Origin of the sequence: Candidatus Ruminimicrobiellum ovillum (assembly GCF_002392975.1) — a bacterium.
In the GTDB taxonomy this organism is placed as follows: domain Bacteria; phylum Elusimicrobiota; class Endomicrobiia; order Endomicrobiales; family Endomicrobiaceae; genus Ruminimicrobiellum; species Ruminimicrobiellum ovillum.
The window spans coordinates 261,939-281,610 of record NZ_DGIC01000002.1 but is presented as its reverse complement, the minus strand read 5'-3'; the positions used below and the strand labels follow the sequence as shown (position 1 = coordinate 281,610).

General features: G+C 32.5%; 20 protein-coding genes and 1 tRNA gene. 2 read left to right on the top strand and 19 right to left on the bottom strand.

Annotation, left to right across the window (positions count from 1 at the left end; genetic code table 11):
* Nucleotides 1-9: 9 nt before the first annotated feature.
* From atpG to B2Y85_RS01215, 15 genes are all read right to left on the bottom strand, one after another.
* Nucleotides 10-855, bottom strand: a complete 846-nt coding sequence (gene atpG, locus B2Y85_RS01285; protein WP_372518664.1) for an ATP synthase F1 subunit gamma — start codon at nt 853-855, stop codon at nt 10-12.
* A gap of 12 nt (nt 856-867) precedes the next feature.
* Nucleotides 868-2,379: a F0F1 ATP synthase subunit alpha gene (atpA, locus tag B2Y85_RS01280; protein WP_372518663.1), complete on the bottom strand. Its 1,512-nt coding sequence runs from the start codon at nt 2,377-2,379 to the stop codon at nt 868-870.
* Nucleotides 2,376-2,732 carry a hypothetical protein gene (locus tag B2Y85_RS01275; RefSeq protein WP_372518662.1) on the bottom strand — a complete coding sequence of 119 codons (357 nt, stop codon included), beginning with the start codon at nt 2,730-2,732 and terminating at the stop codon, nt 2,376-2,378. Before B2Y85_RS01275 ends, atpA begins: the two co-directional genes overlap by 4 nt.
* Nucleotides 2,713-3,246: a F0F1 ATP synthase subunit B gene (atpF, locus tag B2Y85_RS01270; protein ID WP_372518661.1), complete on the bottom strand. Its 534-nt coding sequence runs from the start codon at nt 3,244-3,246 to the stop codon at nt 2,713-2,715. The genes B2Y85_RS01275 and atpF overlap by 20 nt, the downstream gene beginning before the upstream one ends.
* A 4-nt stretch (nt 3,247-3,250) precedes the next feature.
* The gene (gene atpE, locus B2Y85_RS01265; protein WP_372518660.1) at nt 3,251-3,457 is read right to left on the bottom strand and encodes an ATP synthase F0 subunit C; all 207 of its coding nucleotides are present in this window, start codon (nt 3,455-3,457) and stop codon (nt 3,251-3,253) included.
* A gap of 194 nt (nt 3,458-3,651) precedes the next feature.
* Entirely contained in the window at nt 3,652-4,392 is a 741-nt protein-coding gene (gene atpB / locus B2Y85_RS01260) for a F0F1 ATP synthase subunit A (protein ID WP_372518659.1), read from the bottom strand.
* A gap of 78 nt (nt 4,393-4,470) precedes the next feature.
* Nucleotides 4,471-4,543: transfer RNA gene (locus tag B2Y85_RS01255), tRNA-Ala, on the bottom strand.
* Nucleotides 4,544-4,690: 147 nt separating this feature from the next.
* Nucleotides 4,691-6,127 carry an amidophosphoribosyltransferase gene (locus tag B2Y85_RS01250; protein WP_372518658.1) on the bottom strand — a complete coding sequence of 479 codons (1,437 nt, stop codon included), beginning with the start codon at nt 6,125-6,127 and terminating at the stop codon, nt 4,691-4,693.
* 9 nt (nt 6,128-6,136) lie between these two features.
* Entirely contained in the window at nt 6,137-6,847 is a 711-nt protein-coding gene (locus B2Y85_RS01245) for a JAB domain-containing protein (protein WP_372518657.1), read from the bottom strand.
* On the bottom strand, nt 6,826-8,436 hold the full coding sequence (locus tag B2Y85_RS01240) for an NAD+ synthase (RefSeq protein WP_372518656.1): 1,611 nt from the start codon (nt 8,434-8,436) through the stop codon (nt 6,826-6,828). Before B2Y85_RS01240 ends, B2Y85_RS01245 begins: the two co-directional genes overlap by 22 nt.
* Complete coding sequence (locus B2Y85_RS01235) at nt 8,433-8,846, bottom strand: peptide chain release factor family protein (protein ID WP_372518655.1); 414 nt, start codon at nt 8,844-8,846, stop codon at nt 8,433-8,435. Before B2Y85_RS01235 ends, B2Y85_RS01240 begins: the two co-directional genes overlap by 4 nt.
* Nucleotides 8,843-9,463 (bottom strand): HAD family hydrolase, encoded by a 621-nt coding sequence (locus B2Y85_RS01230; RefSeq protein WP_372518654.1) that lies wholly within the window; start codon nt 9,461-9,463, stop codon nt 8,843-8,845. Before B2Y85_RS01230 ends, B2Y85_RS01235 begins: the two co-directional genes overlap by 4 nt.
* A gap of 34 nt (nt 9,464-9,497) precedes the next feature.
* Nucleotides 9,498-10,337, bottom strand: a complete 840-nt coding sequence (locus B2Y85_RS01225) for a carbohydrate ABC transporter permease (protein ID WP_372518653.1) — start codon at nt 10,335-10,337, stop codon at nt 9,498-9,500.
* 20 nt (nt 10,338-10,357) lie between these two features.
* Nucleotides 10,358-11,242, bottom strand: a complete 885-nt coding sequence (locus B2Y85_RS01220; protein WP_372518652.1) for a carbohydrate ABC transporter permease — start codon at nt 11,240-11,242, stop codon at nt 10,358-10,360.
* A 4-nt stretch (nt 11,243-11,246) separates the two neighbouring features.
* On the bottom strand, nt 11,247-12,542 hold the full coding sequence (locus B2Y85_RS01215) for an ABC transporter substrate-binding protein (protein ID WP_372518651.1): 1,296 nt from the start codon (nt 12,540-12,542) through the stop codon (nt 11,247-11,249).
* Between the two features lie 159 nt (nt 12,543-12,701).
* Between B2Y85_RS01215 and B2Y85_RS01210 the strand changes: the two genes are divergently transcribed.
* Nucleotides 12,702-14,282: a hypothetical protein gene (locus tag B2Y85_RS01210; protein WP_372518650.1), complete on the top strand. Its 1,581-nt coding sequence runs from the start codon at nt 12,702-12,704 to the stop codon at nt 14,280-14,282.
* A 4-nt stretch (nt 14,283-14,286) separates the two neighbouring features.
* Nucleotides 14,287-15,516 (top strand): [FeFe] hydrogenase H-cluster maturation GTPase HydF, encoded by a 1,230-nt coding sequence (gene hydF, locus B2Y85_RS01205; RefSeq protein WP_372518649.1) that lies wholly within the window; start codon nt 14,287-14,289, stop codon nt 15,514-15,516.
* A 63-nt stretch (nt 15,517-15,579) separates the two neighbouring features.
* Here hydF and B2Y85_RS01200 read toward each other — a convergent pair whose 3' ends face one another.
* The 4 genes from B2Y85_RS01200 to B2Y85_RS01185 are packed head-to-tail and all read right to left on the bottom strand — an operon-like array spanning nt 15,580 to nt 19,671.
* Nucleotides 15,580-16,158, bottom strand: coding sequence for an outer membrane beta-barrel protein (locus B2Y85_RS01200; protein ID WP_372518648.1), 579 nt, complete (start codon nt 16,156-16,158; stop codon nt 15,580-15,582).
* A gap of 60 nt (nt 16,159-16,218) precedes the next feature.
* Nucleotides 16,219-18,207: a replication restart helicase PriA gene (priA, locus tag B2Y85_RS01195; RefSeq protein ID WP_372518647.1), complete on the bottom strand. Its 1,989-nt coding sequence runs from the start codon at nt 18,205-18,207 to the stop codon at nt 16,219-16,221.
* A 2-nt stretch (nt 18,208-18,209) separates the two neighbouring features.
* Nucleotides 18,210-19,055, bottom strand: coding sequence for a uracil-DNA glycosylase (locus tag B2Y85_RS01190; RefSeq protein ID WP_372518646.1), 846 nt, complete (start codon nt 19,053-19,055; stop codon nt 18,210-18,212).
* Nucleotides 19,015-19,671: a phosphopantothenoylcysteine decarboxylase gene (locus tag B2Y85_RS01185; RefSeq protein WP_372518645.1), complete on the bottom strand. Its 657-nt coding sequence runs from the start codon at nt 19,669-19,671 to the stop codon at nt 19,015-19,017. The genes B2Y85_RS01190 and B2Y85_RS01185 overlap by 41 nt, the downstream gene beginning before the upstream one ends.
* Nucleotide 19,672: the final 1 nt, after the last annotated feature.

Below are 19,672 nucleotides of genomic sequence, written 5' to 3'. Positions count from 1 at the left end.
ACTAATTTTTTAATGTATCTGTCCGTTTGCCAAATCAAGAATTTCGTTGGTGATTTTTTCTTGTCTGGACTTATTATAAACTATTGTTAACGATGCCGATATTTCTTTTGCATTTTCGTTTGCGTTGCTCATTGCTGACATTCTTGCTGCCTGCTCGCTTGCATAAGCATTCATTAACATATTATAAAACATTGCTTCAAAATAATAAGGAATTAAACTGTTCAACACATCTTTTGAAGACGGTTCGAAAACATGTTCTCCTTTATTTACAAAGTGTTCGTCTTTTTCTATAGGTGCAAGAGCTTTTGTTACAGCTTCTTGAACCAAACGATTTTTAAAATTCGTATAAATAACATCTACAGACGATATTTTTTTTGTTTCGTATAAATTTTGCATTATCTTTAACATAGGAAATATACTTTCGTATTTGGGAAAAGAAGAGCCCATATTAAACGATGCTTTAACATTATAACCGTTCTTTATACAAAAGTTTTGAGCTTTTTTACCGATAGTAACAACATAATCGTCTTTTGTTACATTGGTATAAACTTGTTTGTATATATTGGCTAACAACCCGCCGCACAAACCTTTATCGCTTGAAATAACAAAAACCAATTTTTTCTTAGAGTTTTTATTTAAACCGATAAAAGACGAACCCGCGGCTAAATCCGTGTTTTCCGCCAATATCTTTTGAACGATAAATTTTACTCTGTCGGCATAAGGTTTGTTCTTTTCAACGGCAGTTTGTGCCTTTTTTATTTTAGATGCGGCAATCATTTCCATAGCTTTCGTTATTTGAGCTATGCTGTCGGCCGTTTTTATTCTTTTTTTAACCTGTTGTAAATTTTCCGCCATTATATTATCTCATTAAAATGTTTTTTTACATTCCATTATCGCATTTTTAAGTTCCGATAATGTTTGTTCGTCTAACTTTTTGTTTTCGCCCAACTTTTTAACCAAATCTTTATAATTTAATTTTACGAAATCTATTATTTTGTTTTCGGCAGACATAATATCATCTATTTTAACATCGTCCAAGCAACCTGATGTTGCCGAATATATTGCTATAATTTCCGAAGCTTCGTCGAACGGTTTATATTGAGGTTGTTTCAATATTTCCGTTAAAACTTTACCTCTGTTAATTTTGTTCAATGTATCTTCATCCAAATCGCTGCCGAATTGAGCAAAACTTTGTAATTCTCTGAACTGTGAAAGTTCAAGTCTTACAGGTCCCGCCAACTGTTTCATGGGTTTCGTTTGTGCTGCACCGCCTACTCTGGATACAGACAACCCCACATTAAGTGCAGGTCTTACACCGGCATTAAACAAATCTCCTTCAAGGTAAATCTGTCCGTCGGTAATAGAAATAACATTTGTAGGAATATATGCGGAAACATCGTTTCCTTGAGTTTCTATTATAGGAAGAGCTGTTAATGTTCCTCCGCCGTTTTTGTCGGAAAGTCTTACGGCTCTTTCAAGTAATCTTGAATGTAAGTAGAAAATATCTCCCGGATATGCTTCTCTACCTGCAGGTTTTTTGAGTAACAACGATATTTGTCTGTATGCCCAGGCATGTTTTGTTAAATCGTCGTATACAACAAGAACATCTTCGCCTTTTTCCATAAAGTATTCGCCGATTGCACAAGCTGCAAAAGGTGCGATATATTGTAAGGATGCAGGATCCGAAGCTGTTGCCGAAACTACTATGGTGTAGTCCATAGCACCTGCTTCTTTAAGTTTTGCAACTATCGATGCAACATTAGATCTTTTCTGACCTATTGCACAATATATACAAATAACTCTTTTTAATCCTAAATCCAATTTTTTCTGGTTAATGATGGTATCTATTGCAATTGCCGTTTTACCGGTGTTTCTGTCACCGATAATAAGTTCTCTTTGACCTCTTCCGATAGGTATCATGGCATCGATAGCTTTAATACCTGTTTTTATAGGTCTGTCTACAGGACTTCTTTCAATGATACCTGCTGCAATTTTTTCCAACGGATAAAGTTTTCCGTCGGTAATTTTTAATTCTTTTTCGTCTAAAGGTTTACAAGTAGGATCTATTACTCTTCCTATCAATTTGTCTGAAACATTGATACCGAGAATTTTTCCCGTTGTGGAAACTTTCATTCCTCTTGTAACTTCAATTTCGGATAACAACACTATATATACAGCATCTTCATCCAAATTTAAAACCAAACCTTTGGCTTTGTTTTCAAATTCAACTTCTTCTCCGTAACCTACACCGGAAAGGCCTGTTGCTTTAACGATACCGTCTCCTACGGTTTCAACGATACCATAGTTAACAAGTTCCGGATTAATATCTACGGAATTAAGTTTTTCTTCTATCTGTTTTATAAGTTCTTCTGGTTTCATAGACTCTCTCTCAAATCTTTCATTATTTTTACAATCATATTTGTTACCGTATAGTCTAAAATATAATCGCCGAATTCAAATTTTATTCCCGCACCTACTTCTTCGTCCGCTCTTATATATACAAGCTTTTTATCGGGAAACATTTTTTGAATTTTTTCTTTTGTAATCTGCGACGGATTTCCCGCATATTTTACGATAACGGACTTTTCTTTTAATGCTGCCGATAAATAACTCAAAAAAAGCTTTAATTCGCTTTTTGATAAATTTTTATTTATCCACTGAGAAACTGTGTCCGATATCTCTCCGGTTTCAACTATAGATAATGCTAATTGTTTAATTTGTTGTTTTTTCATATCCGCCGTTTTCTATTTTTTCCACCGCTTTAGATAATATTGCGGTTTTATCCTGCTCCGTAAAAAGTTCGGATAATATTTTCGATACTATTTTTTTAGATAAATCTACAGACATTGAACCTACTTGTTTACTTGCTTTTACAAATTCGTCTTGAGCTTGTTTTTTTGCATTATCAACAATTTCGGCAGCCTGTTTTTTTGCATCTTCCGAAGATTTTTGTTTTAAACTTTCCGAAGATTTTTTTGTGTTTTCTAAAATTTTATCAGCATCAACTTTTGCTTCTTTCAAAATTAATATTTTTTGGTTATCTGCTTCTATCAATGCTTTTTTTGCGTTTTCCGCATCATCGAGACCTTGCTTTATTTTGGATTTTCTTTCTTCCATCATTTTTGCAATCGGTTCATACAAAAACTTTTTTAAAATAAACAATAATATAGCAAAGTTTATTATCTGTGCTATAAAAAGTTTACCTTCCAATCCAAATAAGTTTAATATATCTTTTATTATATCCATAGAATTACTTCATAAATGCAAATATTAAGCAGTAAATAGCGATAGATTCCGCAAATGCCATAGCTATAAGCATATTTACCATTATTTTACCTGAAGCTTCCGGATTTCTTCCGATTGCTTCTACAGCTTTTGCACCGATTAAACCGATACCGAGACCAGGTCCTAAAGCACCTATTGCAATAATAATACCGCCAGTCAATGAAATAACCATCTTTACTTCCTCCCTAAAACTACAATTTATAATTTATAATTTACAATTTATAATTAACAACTAACAACGAGATCCCGCATCAAGTGCGGGATGACAGAACGACAATACTACAATTTATAATTAACAACTAACAACGGGATCCCGCATCAAGTGCGGGATGACAGAACGACAACAACAAAATGCATAGCATTTTGTTAATGCTTTTCAACCATTATGCTCATAAATGCCATTGTAAGCATAGCAAAAACTATTGCTTGTATAACGGCAACCATTAATTCCAACATCATAAACGGTATAGGAACACCGAAAAACGGTAAAGGAATACCCCAAATACTCATTGATGAAATTGTTCCCATAACACTTTCCCCCGCAAAAAGATTTCCAAACAATCTGCAAGACAAAGATATAACTTTTGTAAATTCTCCTATAAATTCCAAAAGACCTACAAATAAAAAAATAGGAAACATTTTGAAATTTAAAAATCTGCCTATATAACCTTTTACTCCCGTATATTTTACGGAATAAAGATGACACATAAATATGGAAATTACGGCAAAAGCAAGTGTAACATTCAAATCACTTGTTGCCGTTCTGAATAAAGGAACTCCTTCTTCTCCGGAACCTGCAGCATGAAATCTTATTGTTTCAAAACCCGGGAATTGTCCCAATACATTTGAAATGACTATAAAAATGAAAAAGGTTGTAACCCAAGGATAAATAATATCTACTTTGCTTGAAACTTCTTTCGTCGCACTATAAAAATATTCGTAAACCATTTCCAAAATATTTTGAACACCCTTGGGATAAAGAGAAAGTGTTTTATTGAAAGCTATAACGAGTGCGATTATTATAACATCCACAACTACGGTTGTAAATAATGTGTTTGTAACAGGAAAACTGCCTATATGAAACAAAATACTTGGTGCTAACGTCATATTCTAAAATCCTTCTTAAATTTCTAAAATAACATTACAATTTTACAACTTATTAGTCATAAAAGTCAATAAAAAATATGGAGCTAGGGGGAGTTGCACCCCCGGCCTCTTGTATGCGATGCAAGCGCTCTGCTAACTGAGCTATAGCCCCAAACCTACAATGTATAATTTATAATTTACAATGTACAATTAACAACAACGACAAACTGCAATTTACAATTAATGACAACGTAAAAAACTAACTATCTATTAAAAAAGCTTTGCATTTTTACTTACATTATACATTTTACATTATCAATTATGCATTGCCTTTTTTACAGTCTTTGCAACCGTCACCTTTTCCGTTCCAACAATACGTACAAAGATTTTCTTCCGGTAAACCGATTGCTTCTATCATATCTTCCAATGTTTGATATTTCAAAGATGTAATATTCAGATATTTCCTAATCCACTCTATCATTTTAGCATATTTTTCGGTTGTTGGGTCAAGATATTCCGAAATATCTTCTATATCACTGCCTTCTATTTCTCTTATTGCCCGTCTTGTTATAAGTTCGCTGTTTGTTCTTGTAGAGTTACAATATGTGCACGGAAACATTAACGGAGGACATGCCGGACGAACATGTATTTCCTTTGCTCCGCAATTCCATATCTTTTCAACCGTAAAATTCTTTAACTGTGTTCCCCTGACTATGGAATCTTCCAAAAGAATAAGACTGTTTCCTTCTATAACTTCCTTTATTGCTATAAGTTTCATTCTTGCTGTTAAATCTCTTAAATGTTGTGACGGAGGTGCATAACTTCTTCCGTAAGTGGGAGTATATTTTACCAACGGTCTTCTGAACGGAATACCCGATTCCATTGAATATCCTATTGCATGTGCAAGTCCCGAATCCGGAACACCGGCAACCAAATCGGCTTTTATACCCTTATCTCTTTTTGCAAGAAGTTTTCCGCTTCTTTCTCTTATAATTTCGGAATTCAAACCTTCATAACTTGATGACGGAAAGCCCGTATATATCCATAAAAATGTACAAATTTTCTTTTCTTTATAACCCGGTTCCAAAACTTTAACTTCGGTATCACTTATTAAAAGAATTTCCCCCGGATTTAAGTCTCTTATTGTTCTGTATCCTAAATTTGCGAAACCGCAAGTTTCCGAACAAACGGCAAAAGATTCCGAATCCTGTCCTAAAACAAGAGCCGTTCTTCCGAAATAATCTCTTGCGGCATAAATTCCTTCTCTCGTTAATATAAGTAAAGAGCAGGAACCTTTTATTTTACCGAACATCAATTTTATGCCGTCTTGTATTGTTTGACCGGTTGAAACTATTCTTGCTACAAGTTCCGTCATATTCACATGAGATTTACTGAATTCGCTGAAACATATTCCGGCATCCATCATTTCTTTTGCGAGTTCTTCCATATTAACGATTCTTCCGGAAGTAACTATACAAAATTCCCCTACTTTAGATTTCATGTAAATAGGTTGTTCTTCCAAATCGCTTATTACACCGATACCGCTGTGCACTTCTATATTTTTTATACTTTCAAAAAATTTATCTCTGAAATTAGCATTGCTCATTCTGTGAATGAACCTTGCAAAACCGTTATTACCCAATACTGCCAATCCGCCGTATTCGGAACCCATATGTGCCTGGTAATCCGTTCCGTAAATTAAAGAATCTATACAACTATCCTTCTTTTTTGAAACTACACCGAATAAACCGCTCATTTTTATCTCCTATATGAGACCATTATCTTTAAAACTATAATAATCCGTATCCGTAACAATTATATGATCCAACAAAACAACAGCTATTGTCTTTAATGCCTTTTGCACTGCTTCAGTTGCTATTATATCATTTTGTGAAGGTTTGCAAACACCCCCGGGATGATTATGAGCAATAATAACACTTCTTGTTTTTCCGGCATTCAAAGATTCTTTTGCAAATTCTTCAGGATATACGGCAGATCTTGACGTCGTTCCTTTGGTTATTCTTTTAAACTTTAAAACTTTATTTGAAGCATCTAAAAATACAGCATATAAATTTTCTTCCGAGCATAAACCTATTTCATTTTTCAAAAATTCAACAACATCCTGCGGAGAAGAAACTTTTTCTTTAGGCTTTACTTTTAATTCCGAATATTTTGTCGAAAAAGCTTTCAAAAAATAAAAGAAAAAAGCCGTATTAATGCTGATACCTTCTGTTTCTTTGCAAGCTTTTACCAAATCATTATAATCGGCATTTACCAATTCTTTGAAACTTCCGAATTTTTTTAACAATTCTTTTGCTGTTTGCTTTGTATCTTTTCTCGGGATAACAAAGAACAATGCAAACTCTAAAATTTCATAATCTTGCCAATTATCAAATCCCGTTTTTAAAAATCTTTCTTTTACTCTTTTTCTGTGTCCTTTTACATAATCATGCTTTATTTTTGTGTCTTTTTCCATATATATCCGTTGCTCATGGGCAAAGTTATATCTCTTAAAAAAGCGGATTTTGAAACTTTTGTTCCCGTCGGAGATTGTCTTCTTTTATATTCCGATACGGACAAAAGTTTCCAAACTTTGTTTAACACTTCTTCTTTTACACCGCTTTCTATTATTTGAGAATATGTCATTTGCTTATCTAAAATTTTTATTAAGATATCGTCTAAAATATCGTATTCCGGTAAAGAATCGGAATCTTTTTGATTTTCTCTGAGTTCCGCAGTCGGCGGTCTTGTTATTATAAATTCAGGAATTACTTTTGAAATTGTATTTCTGTATTTTGAAAGTTCGTAAACTTCTTTTTTATACAAATCCGATATCGGAGAATACCCGCCGGTTGCATCTCCGTAAAGTGTGCTGTAACCTACGGCATCTTCCGACTTGTTTCCCGTGCACAAAACAAAATATCCGAACTTGTTTGATAATGCCATTAAAATATTACTTCTTATTCTTGCCTGTAAATTTTCTTCCGTTAAATCTTTACCTTTTCCTTCAAAAGAAGGTGTGAGAGTTTTTATATAAACATCATAAATATCGTTAACGGGAACGGTTTTTGTTTGAATATTCAAATTTTTACAAAGTTCCAAAGCACAATCTATGGATTCTTTAGATGTATATTTCGACGGCATAAGTACACCCAATACATTTTCGGAACCTATGGCATCTGCTGCAATGGCGGCAACCAATGCGGAATCTATTCCCCCGCTTATTCCCAAAGTACACTTTTTAAACTTATTCTTTTTCATATAATCTTTTAGTCCCAAAACTAAAACATCATACATTTCTTTATTTCTGTCATTTTGCTTGTTTTCAATATTTGTTCCGTCGGTATCAATTATTATTAATTTTTCTTCGAAAGATTGTTCTATTAATTTAAAGTTACCTTGTTTATCTGCATATATTGCAAGTCCGTCAAAAATAAATCCGTCGTTTCCGCCGAGCAAATTTAAATAAGCAAAATCCGCTTTGTTTTCTGCAGCAAGATTTTTAATTAACTCTTTAAACTCTTCGATTTTTCCGTAATAATAAGGGCTGCAACCGAGAATAAAAACCGTATCCGGTTTTACTTTTATTTCTTTAAAAACAGTTGTAATATTTTCTTTTATTGTTTCGGAACTATCCATAACAACAAACATTATATTTTTGTTTGCAATTTTTAAAGCATTAATAATATTGTATTTTTTAAAATATTTTATATCGTTAAATGCGGAATCGTTTAATGTGTATTTTGCCGAAGCTACCGTCGATAATTCTTTATATAACAAAGAAATTGAATTTAAAAGACCTTTTTTACCGTCTTTTGTAACAGTTCCGCAAATTACGGGAATAGAGCTTTCTTTAATTATTTTATCTGCGGCTTTGATGTTTTCTTCAATAAAATCTTTGTTTAAAAGTAAATCTCCGCAATATCCGCCGCAAATTGCAAATTCCGGAAACACTATTAAGTCACACTTCTCTTTTTGTGCATCGGCAATATAATCGGATATCTTATTAAGATTATCCGTAACTTTTCCGGCGGTTTGATTTATTTTTGCTAATGCTATTTTCATTCTATAACAACCTTTTTCCTGTTTTCTTTCTTTTCGGAGTTCATCTTTTTTTGTTCCAGCATTTTTTCTTTTGCTCTTTTACTTCTTTTCCTTTTTTGTCGTCTGATTTTTTCGATTTCCTTTTGTTTTTTGCTTTTTTCGCCCAAAACTCTGTTTTCAACTTCTTCCGCCAACATTTTTCTGGCATAATATCTGTTAAGAAGCTGTGTTCTTGCCTTTTGGCACTTTATTTCTATACTTAAAGGAAGATATTTCAAATATACGCATGTTGAAACTTTATTTACATTTTGACCGCCGTTTCCCGACGAATGAATAAACTTTTCAACTATATCGCTTTCTTTAATGTTCAGTTTAATAAATCTGTTTTCAAGTTCTTTTTGTTTTGATGGTGTTATACCGAAATTTATCATACTTCTATTCCGAAACATTCCAAATCTTGTCTTAATTTTATTATATTTTTAAAAGAAAAAGCTTTTATTCCCACAGCCATTGCGGCATAAACATTTTCTTTGTTATCATCTGTAAAGAACATATTATGAGGTTCAACATTATGATATTTTAAAACTTCTTCGTATATTTCGGTGTCAGGTTTTCTCTTGTTCATAATGTAAGATAAATGTAACTTTTTAAAGTTCATAAAAAAATCGGGATATTTTTTATATAAATAATCAAAATGGAGTTCGTTTGTGTTGGATAACAAGGCAAGTTCGTATCTGTGAGATAACGAAATTATTAAATCCATAACATCTTGAATAGGTGTAAAAATATTGTTCCAAATATCACAAAATTTATCATAAGGTAAATTTGTTATTTCCAACAAGTTTAAGAATTTTTGATAGAAATCCGATGAAGATATTAAACCTTTTTCGTAGTCGGAAAACAATTCCTTATTGGCATAAAAGAAAGTTTCAAGATCTTCGAATAATTCTTTTTTCGGTGAGTATTCGGACAGAGATTTAGATATTATGTTTAAATCGTAATCAAAAACAACTTTACCTAAATCAAAAATAATAACTTTGCCCGACATAAAACCTCAAGATTTATATAAACGGATTAAGAGTTTATCCTTTTACGGCACCGGCAGCAATACCTTTAACGATATGTTTTTGCATAAGAAGATAAATTATTACTATCGGAACGGTAGCTATTGTAAGACCGGCCATTAAAAGAGGATAATCCGTCATATGAGTTCCCTGGAACACCATTAAACCTCTTTGTATAGGCATTTTTGAAGGATCCTGTAAAACAACCAAAGCCAACAAAAATTCGTTCCAAATATTTAAACATTGAATAATAACAAGTGTTGCAACGGCAGGTTTTGCAAGCGGAAGCGCAATTCTCCAATATATACCGAATCTTGAACAACCGTCTATCAAAGCGGCCTCTTCTATTTCTCTCGGCAATTCTTCAAAGAATGCTTTTAATAAGAATAATCCGAAAGCGATACCTCCGCTTATATAACATAACAAAAGACCTGTTCTTGTATCTAACAAGTGTAAACTTTTAAGCAAAAGATATAACGGAACGAATGCACCCGGTATAGGAATTAACAATGTGGATATCAACAAATAGAATAAAACAGTTTTTCCCCAGAATTCAAGTCTTGCAAAAGCATAAGCTGCCATGGATGTTACAAGAACAATTGCGGAAACACCTACAACCGTATAAATAAGACTGTTCAAAAAGTACATACCGAACTTTGCTTTTAACAAAGCTTCAGTATAATTGCTCCATTGCCATGCTTCGGGAAACAAAGAAATACTTTTAAAAATTTCTTCATTTGTTTTTAATGAAGAAGACAACATCCAAAAAACAGGGAACACACAAGTAATTGCCACAGCTATCAAAATAACATGTGTGATAACATCCAAAATTTTCTTTTTTACTTTAAATGAGTTCATTTTTATATCCTATTTATATCTTACTTGTTAAATTTTTTACTTGCATAAAGCTGACAAATACTTGCTATCAACAACACCATACCGAATATCACAGCCATAGCCGTAGAATACCCGAATTCTCCGTTATTCATATATTGATAAATCTTAGTTATAGGCACATCGGTATGACCTGCAGGTCCGCCTTGAGTCATAGAATAAATTAAATCGAATATCTGCATAGCACCCAAAACGGTTAATATTGTAACCATTGTAAAAACAGGTATCATTGAAGGAACGGTTATGTGTCTGAACTGTTGCCATGTATCTGCACCGTCAACTTCCGCGGCTTCATATAATTCGTTAGGTATTGTTTGAAGACCGGCAAGAAGTATTATAAAACCGTATCCGAAACCTTTCCACATATGAACTACGGCTACGGAAGATAATGCCGTTTTAATTTCGGAAAGCCATGCAAAATCTTTAAATTGTTCAAAACCTATTGCAGCCAACCAACTGTTTAAAATACCGAAATTACCGTCATACATAAATTTCCATATCAAACCTACAACGATACCGGAAAGAACCGGAGGCAAGAAAAATATAACTCTATATATATTTTCACCTCTTATTTGTCTGTTAACCAATATTGCAAGAAGTAAAGCCAAACCGTTCTGTAAAGTTAAACACAAAAGGGTAACATAACCTGCATTTAACATCGATTTCCAATAAGCCGGATTATTGAATATGATATGTTTATATTGGGCAAACCCGACAAAAAGCATATCTTTATCTATGCCGTTCCATTGAAAAAAGCTCAACTGAATAGTTCTCAATAAAGGATATAAATTAAAAACCAAAAACAACAACAGCGCCGGCAAAATAAACAACATATTAAATGTTTTTTCTTTTGGGGATGCGTTCATCATTTTTTTACACCTTCGTCTGTCTTAATTTTTCTTCCTGAATTTCTTTTACTGCTTTAGCAGGATCTTTTTCACCGATAATTACTGATTGCAAATTAATGTTTATATAATTTGTTACCTGCCAAGCTTCCAACTTAGGCAAGTTATCAAATGTTTTTGTTATACTCTTGGAAAATTCCTGTAATATTTCCGGTAAATCATCCGCACTTTCTTTATTTGAAGGAATGTTCAATGTTTCTTTTGCCAAATAAGCTTGTTGTTCTTTTTGTGTGAACCATTTTAAAAAGGCAATAGCTTTATCTTTTCTCGGAGATTCCGCATTAACAAACATTGATGAACCGTCTCCTCCGAATACCAATAAAGGATATTTTGCATCAGGCAATGAAGGCGGATACATAAGTCCGTAATTCAATGTTGAATTCATTGATTTGTAAACATTTACTCCCCAAGAACCGTTAAATGTCATTGCAGCTCTTCCGGTAGCAAAAGTTCTTTCGGCATCCTTATTTACCATAGTAACTATTCCGGATGCAAACATTTTATTATCTCTCATTTCTTCGAACAACTTAAATATTTTCAACCATCTTTCATCATTATAAGGTATTTTACCGTCAATTGTATCTATTATTCCCTGTTTGCCGAATAAAGACCACTGATAAGAAGCTGCAAAAGCACCTATAAGCCATGCTTCGCCGAAACCGCTGACAAAAGGTTGAATTCCGGCTTCTCTTAATTTTTTACCTGCTTCTATAAATTCCGGCCAAGTTTTAGGAGGATTTTCAGGATCGAGCCCTGCCTGTTTGAATAAATCCTTGTTGTAATAAATCATTAAAGAACTTACATCCAACGGAACTCCGTAAATACCGGGTTTTACTCCCCATTCGTTATTTTCTTCAAAAGAGTTTGCTATTAAAGATTTTTCGAAGAAAACATCTTTCCAACCGGTATTCATTTCTTCGGTTAAATCCGCAATGTATCCCGCATTAATATATGATGCCAATTCTTTCTTATCGCTTTGAGGATTATAAATATCCGGTAATAAATGTCCGCTTGCGGCTGCAGTGATTTTGTTTTTATATACGTCGGTAGGAGCATAAGTCTCAAATACAACTTTTACACCTGTTTGATCGTAATAGTCTTTCGATAATTTTTCGAAAGCTTCTTGTCTGTCTGTCATCCAATGCCAAACTTTAATAACATCTTCGTTTTTAGCACTTCCGCTGCCGGAACAACCCGAAACCATAAATATTGCCAAACACAAACATAATGTTTGCAGAGCAATAACAATATTTCTCTTAGACATTTATCGTTTTCCCCCGTATAAAATAAAATTTTATTGATTTAATTGTTGTATTTTATCAAATTTTATAAAACATAGTCAATTATAAAAGAATGTAAATTTGTTTCATTTTTACTAAAATAAATGATAGAATTAAAACAAAAAACTTAAAGATATATTCAAATGAAGAACTTTTTATCAACAAAAGCTTTTTTTGTAACGGCAATAATATTTATTACTTTTTTCGTATACGGTAAAGCCGTAAATTTTGCATTGCTTTCCTTGGATGACACATCTTCAATAACCGGTAACCTTGAAAGAATATCCGATATAAAAAAAATTCCGCTTCTGTTTACCACAAACTGTTATAACGAAGAAAGCCCGGATATTCCGTATTACAGACCGATTTTAACTTTAACCTTTGCGATAGAAACTATTTTGTTCGGATACAATTCCAAAATATATCATTTCGGAAACATTTATTTGTTTTGTTTTTCTCTCTACTTAATGTATTTATTATTGGTTAAACTTAAGTTTAACGAAGCAATATCAAAATTTATTTTGTTACTGTTGGCCGTTCATCCGGTAATATCTTCAACCGTGGCTTATGTTTCGCCTCGTGCCGAAATTTTGACAGCTATTTTTATAGTTCTTTCGTTTATAATGTTAACGGACTACTTGGAAACAAAAAAAATATTCTTTTTAATATTTTATGTTTTGTTTTATGTGATTGCATTATTTACAAAAGAATCGGCATTAACTTTTTTCCCTTTATATTTTGTATTTGTTTTTTTGTTTGATTACAAAATAACATTTAAAGAATATATTAAACTTTTTATTATATTGCTCATACCGACGATTTTTTATTTTGTATGCAGGAATGCGGTTGTTCCTCAAACCGATTTTTTATATTTCATAACAAATATTACAACATATACCAACTTTATAAAGATTCTTATCGTATATATGTCAAAAATTTTATATCCCGATTATATACACACAATACTTTACAATATACATTTATCATCAAAAGATATTACAATAGCAATAATTTTTATTTTATTAACAATAATAATTTTTTATAAAAAACTCGCAAACAGGAAGTTAATTATATTTTCTTTACTCAGTGTTGTAACCTTTTTATTTCCAACCGTTTTTTTATCCGAGAATCAAGTTTTTTATCACAGGTTGTTTTTACCTTTATTTTTTCTGTCGATGATATTAATACAAGTAATCGACAATTTACTGAAAAAATATTCCTTTTTAAAGAAAATTTTTCCTTTTTGCGTTATTGCTTTAATAATTGTATTTTCGTTTAAATCTTTTTTTAATATAGATAAATATATAAACTCTGATATTTTTTGGATAAATATGTATAAAGATGCTCCGAATTATCATTTATCTTGTTTCGGACTTTCAAAACAGTATTATTTGGCGGGGCAGTACGATAAATCTTTGGAGTTGATAAATGAGGCAAGAAAGTTAAGAGATTTATACGAATACAAAATAACCGCTTGCAACATATTAATGACACAAGATAAATACGATGAAGCAAAAAAAATTCTGTTTAAATTGTTGGAAGAAAAAGAAGCTTTTGAACCTGTGTTTTATTTGAGTCAAATTTACTATTTTGAAGGAAATATGGAAAAAGCCGTTGAATATGCAAAACAAGCATACACGATTAAAGAAAACGACGAACTTCTTTTAAAACACATTAAAAGACTGCCCGGTTTTGATTTAAATATACACAAACTTAAGGAATAAAAATATGGAAAATACCGTTGAATTAAATACACCGAAATCATTAAGATTACATATTGGAATTTTCGGAAGAACAAATGTAGGTAAATCCACACTTGTAAATTATATTTCCGACCAAGACACATCAATAGTTTCTTCCGTAGCCGGAACAACAACCGATTCCGTATATAAAAGCATGGAACTTTCCCCTTTGGGACCGATAACTCTTATCGACACGGCAGGAATTGACGATATATCCGATTTATCAAAAGAAAGAATAGAAAGAACCGCAAAAGTTTTTGATTCCACCGATGTTGCAATTATTGTTTTGGAACAGAATATTTGGACAAAATACGAGGATGAGATTGTAAAACAATTAAACGATAAAAAAACGCCGTTTCTGTTCGTTATAAATAATTATAAAAAAGAATCGTTAGACGAAGATTTTATAAAAAAATTATCATCTTATAAATTTATTGAAACGGAATTATTGCAAGATAAAAATTACAGAGAACAATTCTTGGCATCGTTAAAACAAAATCTTCTTTCCGTAATTCCCGAAGACTCTTTAAATTTACAACCGCTTACACAAAATATAATAAAAAGTTTTCAGACGGTTGTAATGGTTGTTCCCTTGGATTTGGGAGCTCCAAAAGGCAGACTTATTTTGCCTCAAGTTCAAATGATAAGAGCATGTCTTGATATAAATGCTGTCGTTATAATAACAAAGGAAACGGAACTTAAACAAACATTGGAAAAGTTAAAAGATAAACCCGATATCGTAATTTGTGACAGTCAGGTTGTAAAAAAAGTTTTGGATATTATCCCCGAAGATGTGGCATTTACCACTTTTTCAATAATTTTTTCGTCTAATAAGTCGGATTTTAAAACAATGCTTGAAGGAATTAAAGCAATAAAAAATTTAAAACCCACAGATAAAGTTCTTATTGCCGAAGCATGTTCTCATCATGCAAGTAAAGACGATATCGGCAGAGTAAAAATTCCTAAGTTATTAAGCAAATATTTAGGTTTTGAATTAAGGTTTGATGTGTCTTCGGGAATAGATTATCCTAAAAATTTAGAAGACTATTCTTTAATTATACATTGCGGCGGATGTCTGATTAACAAGAAACAAATGATATCGAGATTAAATTATGCCGTAAATAAAAATATACCGATAACAAATTACGGTATGGTAATATCTTTCGTAAACAACACTTTAGACAGAGTAATACAACCATTCATAAAGAGCATATAAAAAAACAGCTTGTAACAATAAGCTTGTCACAAGCTGATTCTGTTTTTAAGTATTTATTAAAGATTAGAAATAAAATCTTACACCTGCTTGAGGTAACCAATCTGCATAAACTCCGAAATCGTCAAAAGAGTTTCCTCCATCCGGTTTAAGACTGATGTAACGAATTCCCATTTCGGTAAGAACCGACAAACAAGGAAGAACATAGTATTCGGCACCTACACCGCCATTAATTGAAAAAACGGAAGCATCTTGATCTCTGCCGTTACCTTTTAATGTAAAACTACCGAAAGCAAGTCCGCCGAAGAAATAAATGTTCAAATTGTTAATTGTCAAAACATTACCTATAACCTTTCCGCCGATCAGAAATCTCGATGTTGCATCTCCGCTGCCAAAACCCAACTGAACATCTATGGCAAACTTATCATCAAACCAATATCTTCCGGCAATTTCATCAAAAGATAAATCCGGTGCACCGTTTACACCGCTTACAGCTTGATTAAAATTTGCTTTTGAATAACCTACACCGAAACTCCCGCTTGATGAACTTGAACTGCTTGATTTTCCTGTATTTTTGCTTGCTGCCGCAAAAACAGTACCTACACATAAAAACAAAGCCAATGTTAAAATTGCCAACTTTCTCATTTTTTACTTCCTCCCGTTTTTATTAAATTTGATTTTTATTCTATAAAATTGATTTATAAATTACAATAAATCGCTCGGATCGAGTTCTATATTGATAAAAGTTCCGGAAGGTAACTTTATTGAAGATTGTAAATATTCCAAAACTTCTTTTAACTGTTTTCGTTCACCCTTTAATATTATTTGCCATCTGTAAGTTCCGTTCAATTTTGAAATATAAGATTGTGCGGGACCGAGCACCGATACAGGATAATTTGATTTGTTTATTTGTTCTTCGATAAATTTATAAACTTTTTCCGTAAACTCAAACGATTTTTTGTTATCTTTGTTTCTGACTGTAATTTTAGCTATATTACAAAAAGGCGGATAAGATAAATCTTTTCTGAACTCTATTTCCTGATTGTAAAAGTCTTTATAGTTATATTCTTTGGCAAATTTCAAAGCATAATTTTCCGGATGTTTTGTTTGCACCAATACTTTCCCTTTTATTTCCGCTCTTCCGCATCTTCCCGCTACTTGTGTAATAAGTTGAAAAGTTCTTTCCGAAGACCTGAAATCGGGCAAATATAAAGAGGTGTCGGCATCAACAACACATACTAAAGATACTCTCGGAAAATCAAATCCTTTTGTTACCATTTGAGTGCCTAATAGTATTGAATACTCTTCACTTTTTATCCCCTCGTAAACATCCGTATAAACCTGTTTTGATGTCGCGGTATCTCTGTCCAACCTGAAAACTTTTGTATGAGGAAATAAATTTTTTAAATCTTCTTCCACTCTTTGCGTGGCAACACCTATTATTCTGTATTCGTATTTACCGCATGTTGGACATTTTAACGGAAACTTCATTTGTTTTCCGCAATAATGGCATTCCAAATGTTCGGGATGTTTGTGATATACCATAGCTACGGAACAGTCGGGACATTGAATTACCGTATCGCAATGTTTACAGATTATAGACGGTGAAAAACCTCTTCTGTTTAAAAATATTATCACTTGTTCTCTTCTTGCCAAAGCTCTTTTTATTGCTTGCAACATAGGTTTTGAAAAAACAGAAACCGTCATTTTTAAATTGTTTAAAGGAATCATTTTTACTTGAGGCATTTCTTTTTTATCTATTCTGTAAGGCATTTCTATTAACTTATATTTATTTTCTATAGCGGAATAGTACGATTCTACAGACGGTGTCGCAGAACCGAAAACCGTAACGGCATTATTATATTTTGCTCTCCATAATGCAATTTCTTTTGTATCATAAGAAGGTTTGTTATTCTGTTTATATGTATTTTCGTGTTCTTCGTCTATTATGATAAGCCCTAAATTTGTAAAAGGTAAAAATATTGCAGACCTTGCACCGACAACAATTTTTATTTCTCCGTTTTGTATAGCATCGAAAATTTTATATTTTTGTATTGTCGTTACTTCGCTGTGCCATAAAGCAACAATATTACCGAACCTTTTGTTTAATATGGAAATAAATTGCGGAGTTAACGATATTTCCGGCAACAAAAATATTGCGGATTTATTGTTGTCGATTGCAGTTTGAATACTTCTTAAATAAACTTCCGTTTTTCCCGAACCGGTAACACCGTGTATCAAAAAACTTTCATTTTTTCCGTCTTTAATTGATTGTTCTATTTGTTCTATAGCATTTTTTTGATATTGTGTCATATCAAAATCAGGATTGAAGGTTTTCGTTTTGTTTTTTTTGACTTTTGATTTCCTTTTCGGAACTTTTAACGATATGGGAACGATTGTTGCCAAAGCTTCACCTATCGAACACAAATATGTTTCCGAAAGCCATTTGGCAAGTTCTACCGCTTCATCGGTTAAAATTTCTATATCATCTATAACTTTTGTTATGTTTTTCAGCTTTATATCTTTTTTTTCATAATTTTCAATTACGGATATAACATAACCATCGAGAGTTCTTGTTCCGAAAGGCACGGTAACTCTTCTGTATTTTAATTGTTTATCTTTTAATTCTTCGGGAATTGTATAATAAAAAGATTTATTCAGCGGAACGGGTAAAACAACTTCTGCAACTTTCATTTTTAACCCTTTTTGTTAACCAATGCCATTACTTTTTGCATATCGTGCCAAACATCTTTTTTTAATTTAGGATTTCTTAATAATGCTGCAGGATGATATGTAGGCATTAAAGGTATTCCCATATATTCGGTAAATTTTCCTCTTAAATTACTTATAACATCATCGCTCTTTAATAAGGCTCTCGTAGAAGATGCTCCCAATGTTATAATAACTTTCGGGGAAATTATCTTTATTTGTTCATCAAGATAAGGTTGACATGTTTGCATTTCTTCCGGTGTAGGAGGTCTGTCATTTCCTTTAAGTTCCGGATTTTCGGGGTTTTTCATGGGATGACATTTTACTATATTGGCAATATAAACGGTTTCTCTTTTATATCCCATAGCTTCTATAATTTTAGTTAACAAATCCCCCGCCCTTCCGATGAAAGGTTGTCCTTCATGATCTTCTTGAAATCCCGGTCCTTCTCCTACAAACATAATATTTGCATAAGGATCTCCGCTGCCGCAAACGGCATTCAATCTGTGCTTTCCCAACTCACATTTTTTACAAGCACATATTTCACCTTTTAAATCTTCCAATTTTTGTTCGGCATTTTTTGTTTGTATGTTTTTTTTCTGAACGGGTTGTTCTTGTTTTATTGTTCTTTTCATTTGGGTATTTTCTTGCTTTATAGTTTTTTGTTCGTCCGCTTTAACGACCGTTTTAGCTTCTTTTATCGATTCTTCCTGTTTTGTTTTTTTCGATAACAGAGTTTTATCCAACACAAGTTCTTCTTCTCCCCAATTTTTGTATTCTTCTATTGAGGTTCTAACGAGTCTTAACAGTTTTATATATTCCGATTGATTCATTGATTATCTCTTTTGCAACTTTTTCTTTTGATACTAATTTTATTTTTTTTACGGATCCGTCTTTAAAAATCAGTACGGGTGATGATTTTTCCGAAGAAATGGTATTTGCTCCGTTAGCAACAATCATATCCAACTGTTTTTCTTTTAATTTCGTTTTGGCATAAGATAAAAGATTTTTTGTTTCCAAAGCAAAACCTACAACAACCTTTTTATTCTTATGATTTCCGACATATTTTATAATATCTGGATTTTTTATAAGTTTTAAATTTATTGTATCACTGCCGATGTCTTTCTTTTTTATTTTGTTTTTTGCAACAGAAACCGGTCTGTAGTCCGAAACAGCGGCCGCTCCTATAAAAATATCCGCGGATTTTAAATTTTGTTTTACGGCAGATAACATTTCCTTTGCACTTATGACATTTATAACTTTACAATTTTTGTTTTCGGGAATATCTATATCGGAAGGACCTTTTACCGCTATAACTTTACAATTTTGTTTCAATGCTTCCTGAACCAACGCTTTCCCCATTTTACCGGAAGAAGCATTTGATATAAACCTTACGGGATCTATATATTCCCTTGTAGGACCTGATGTAATAAGTATTGTTACAGTCATT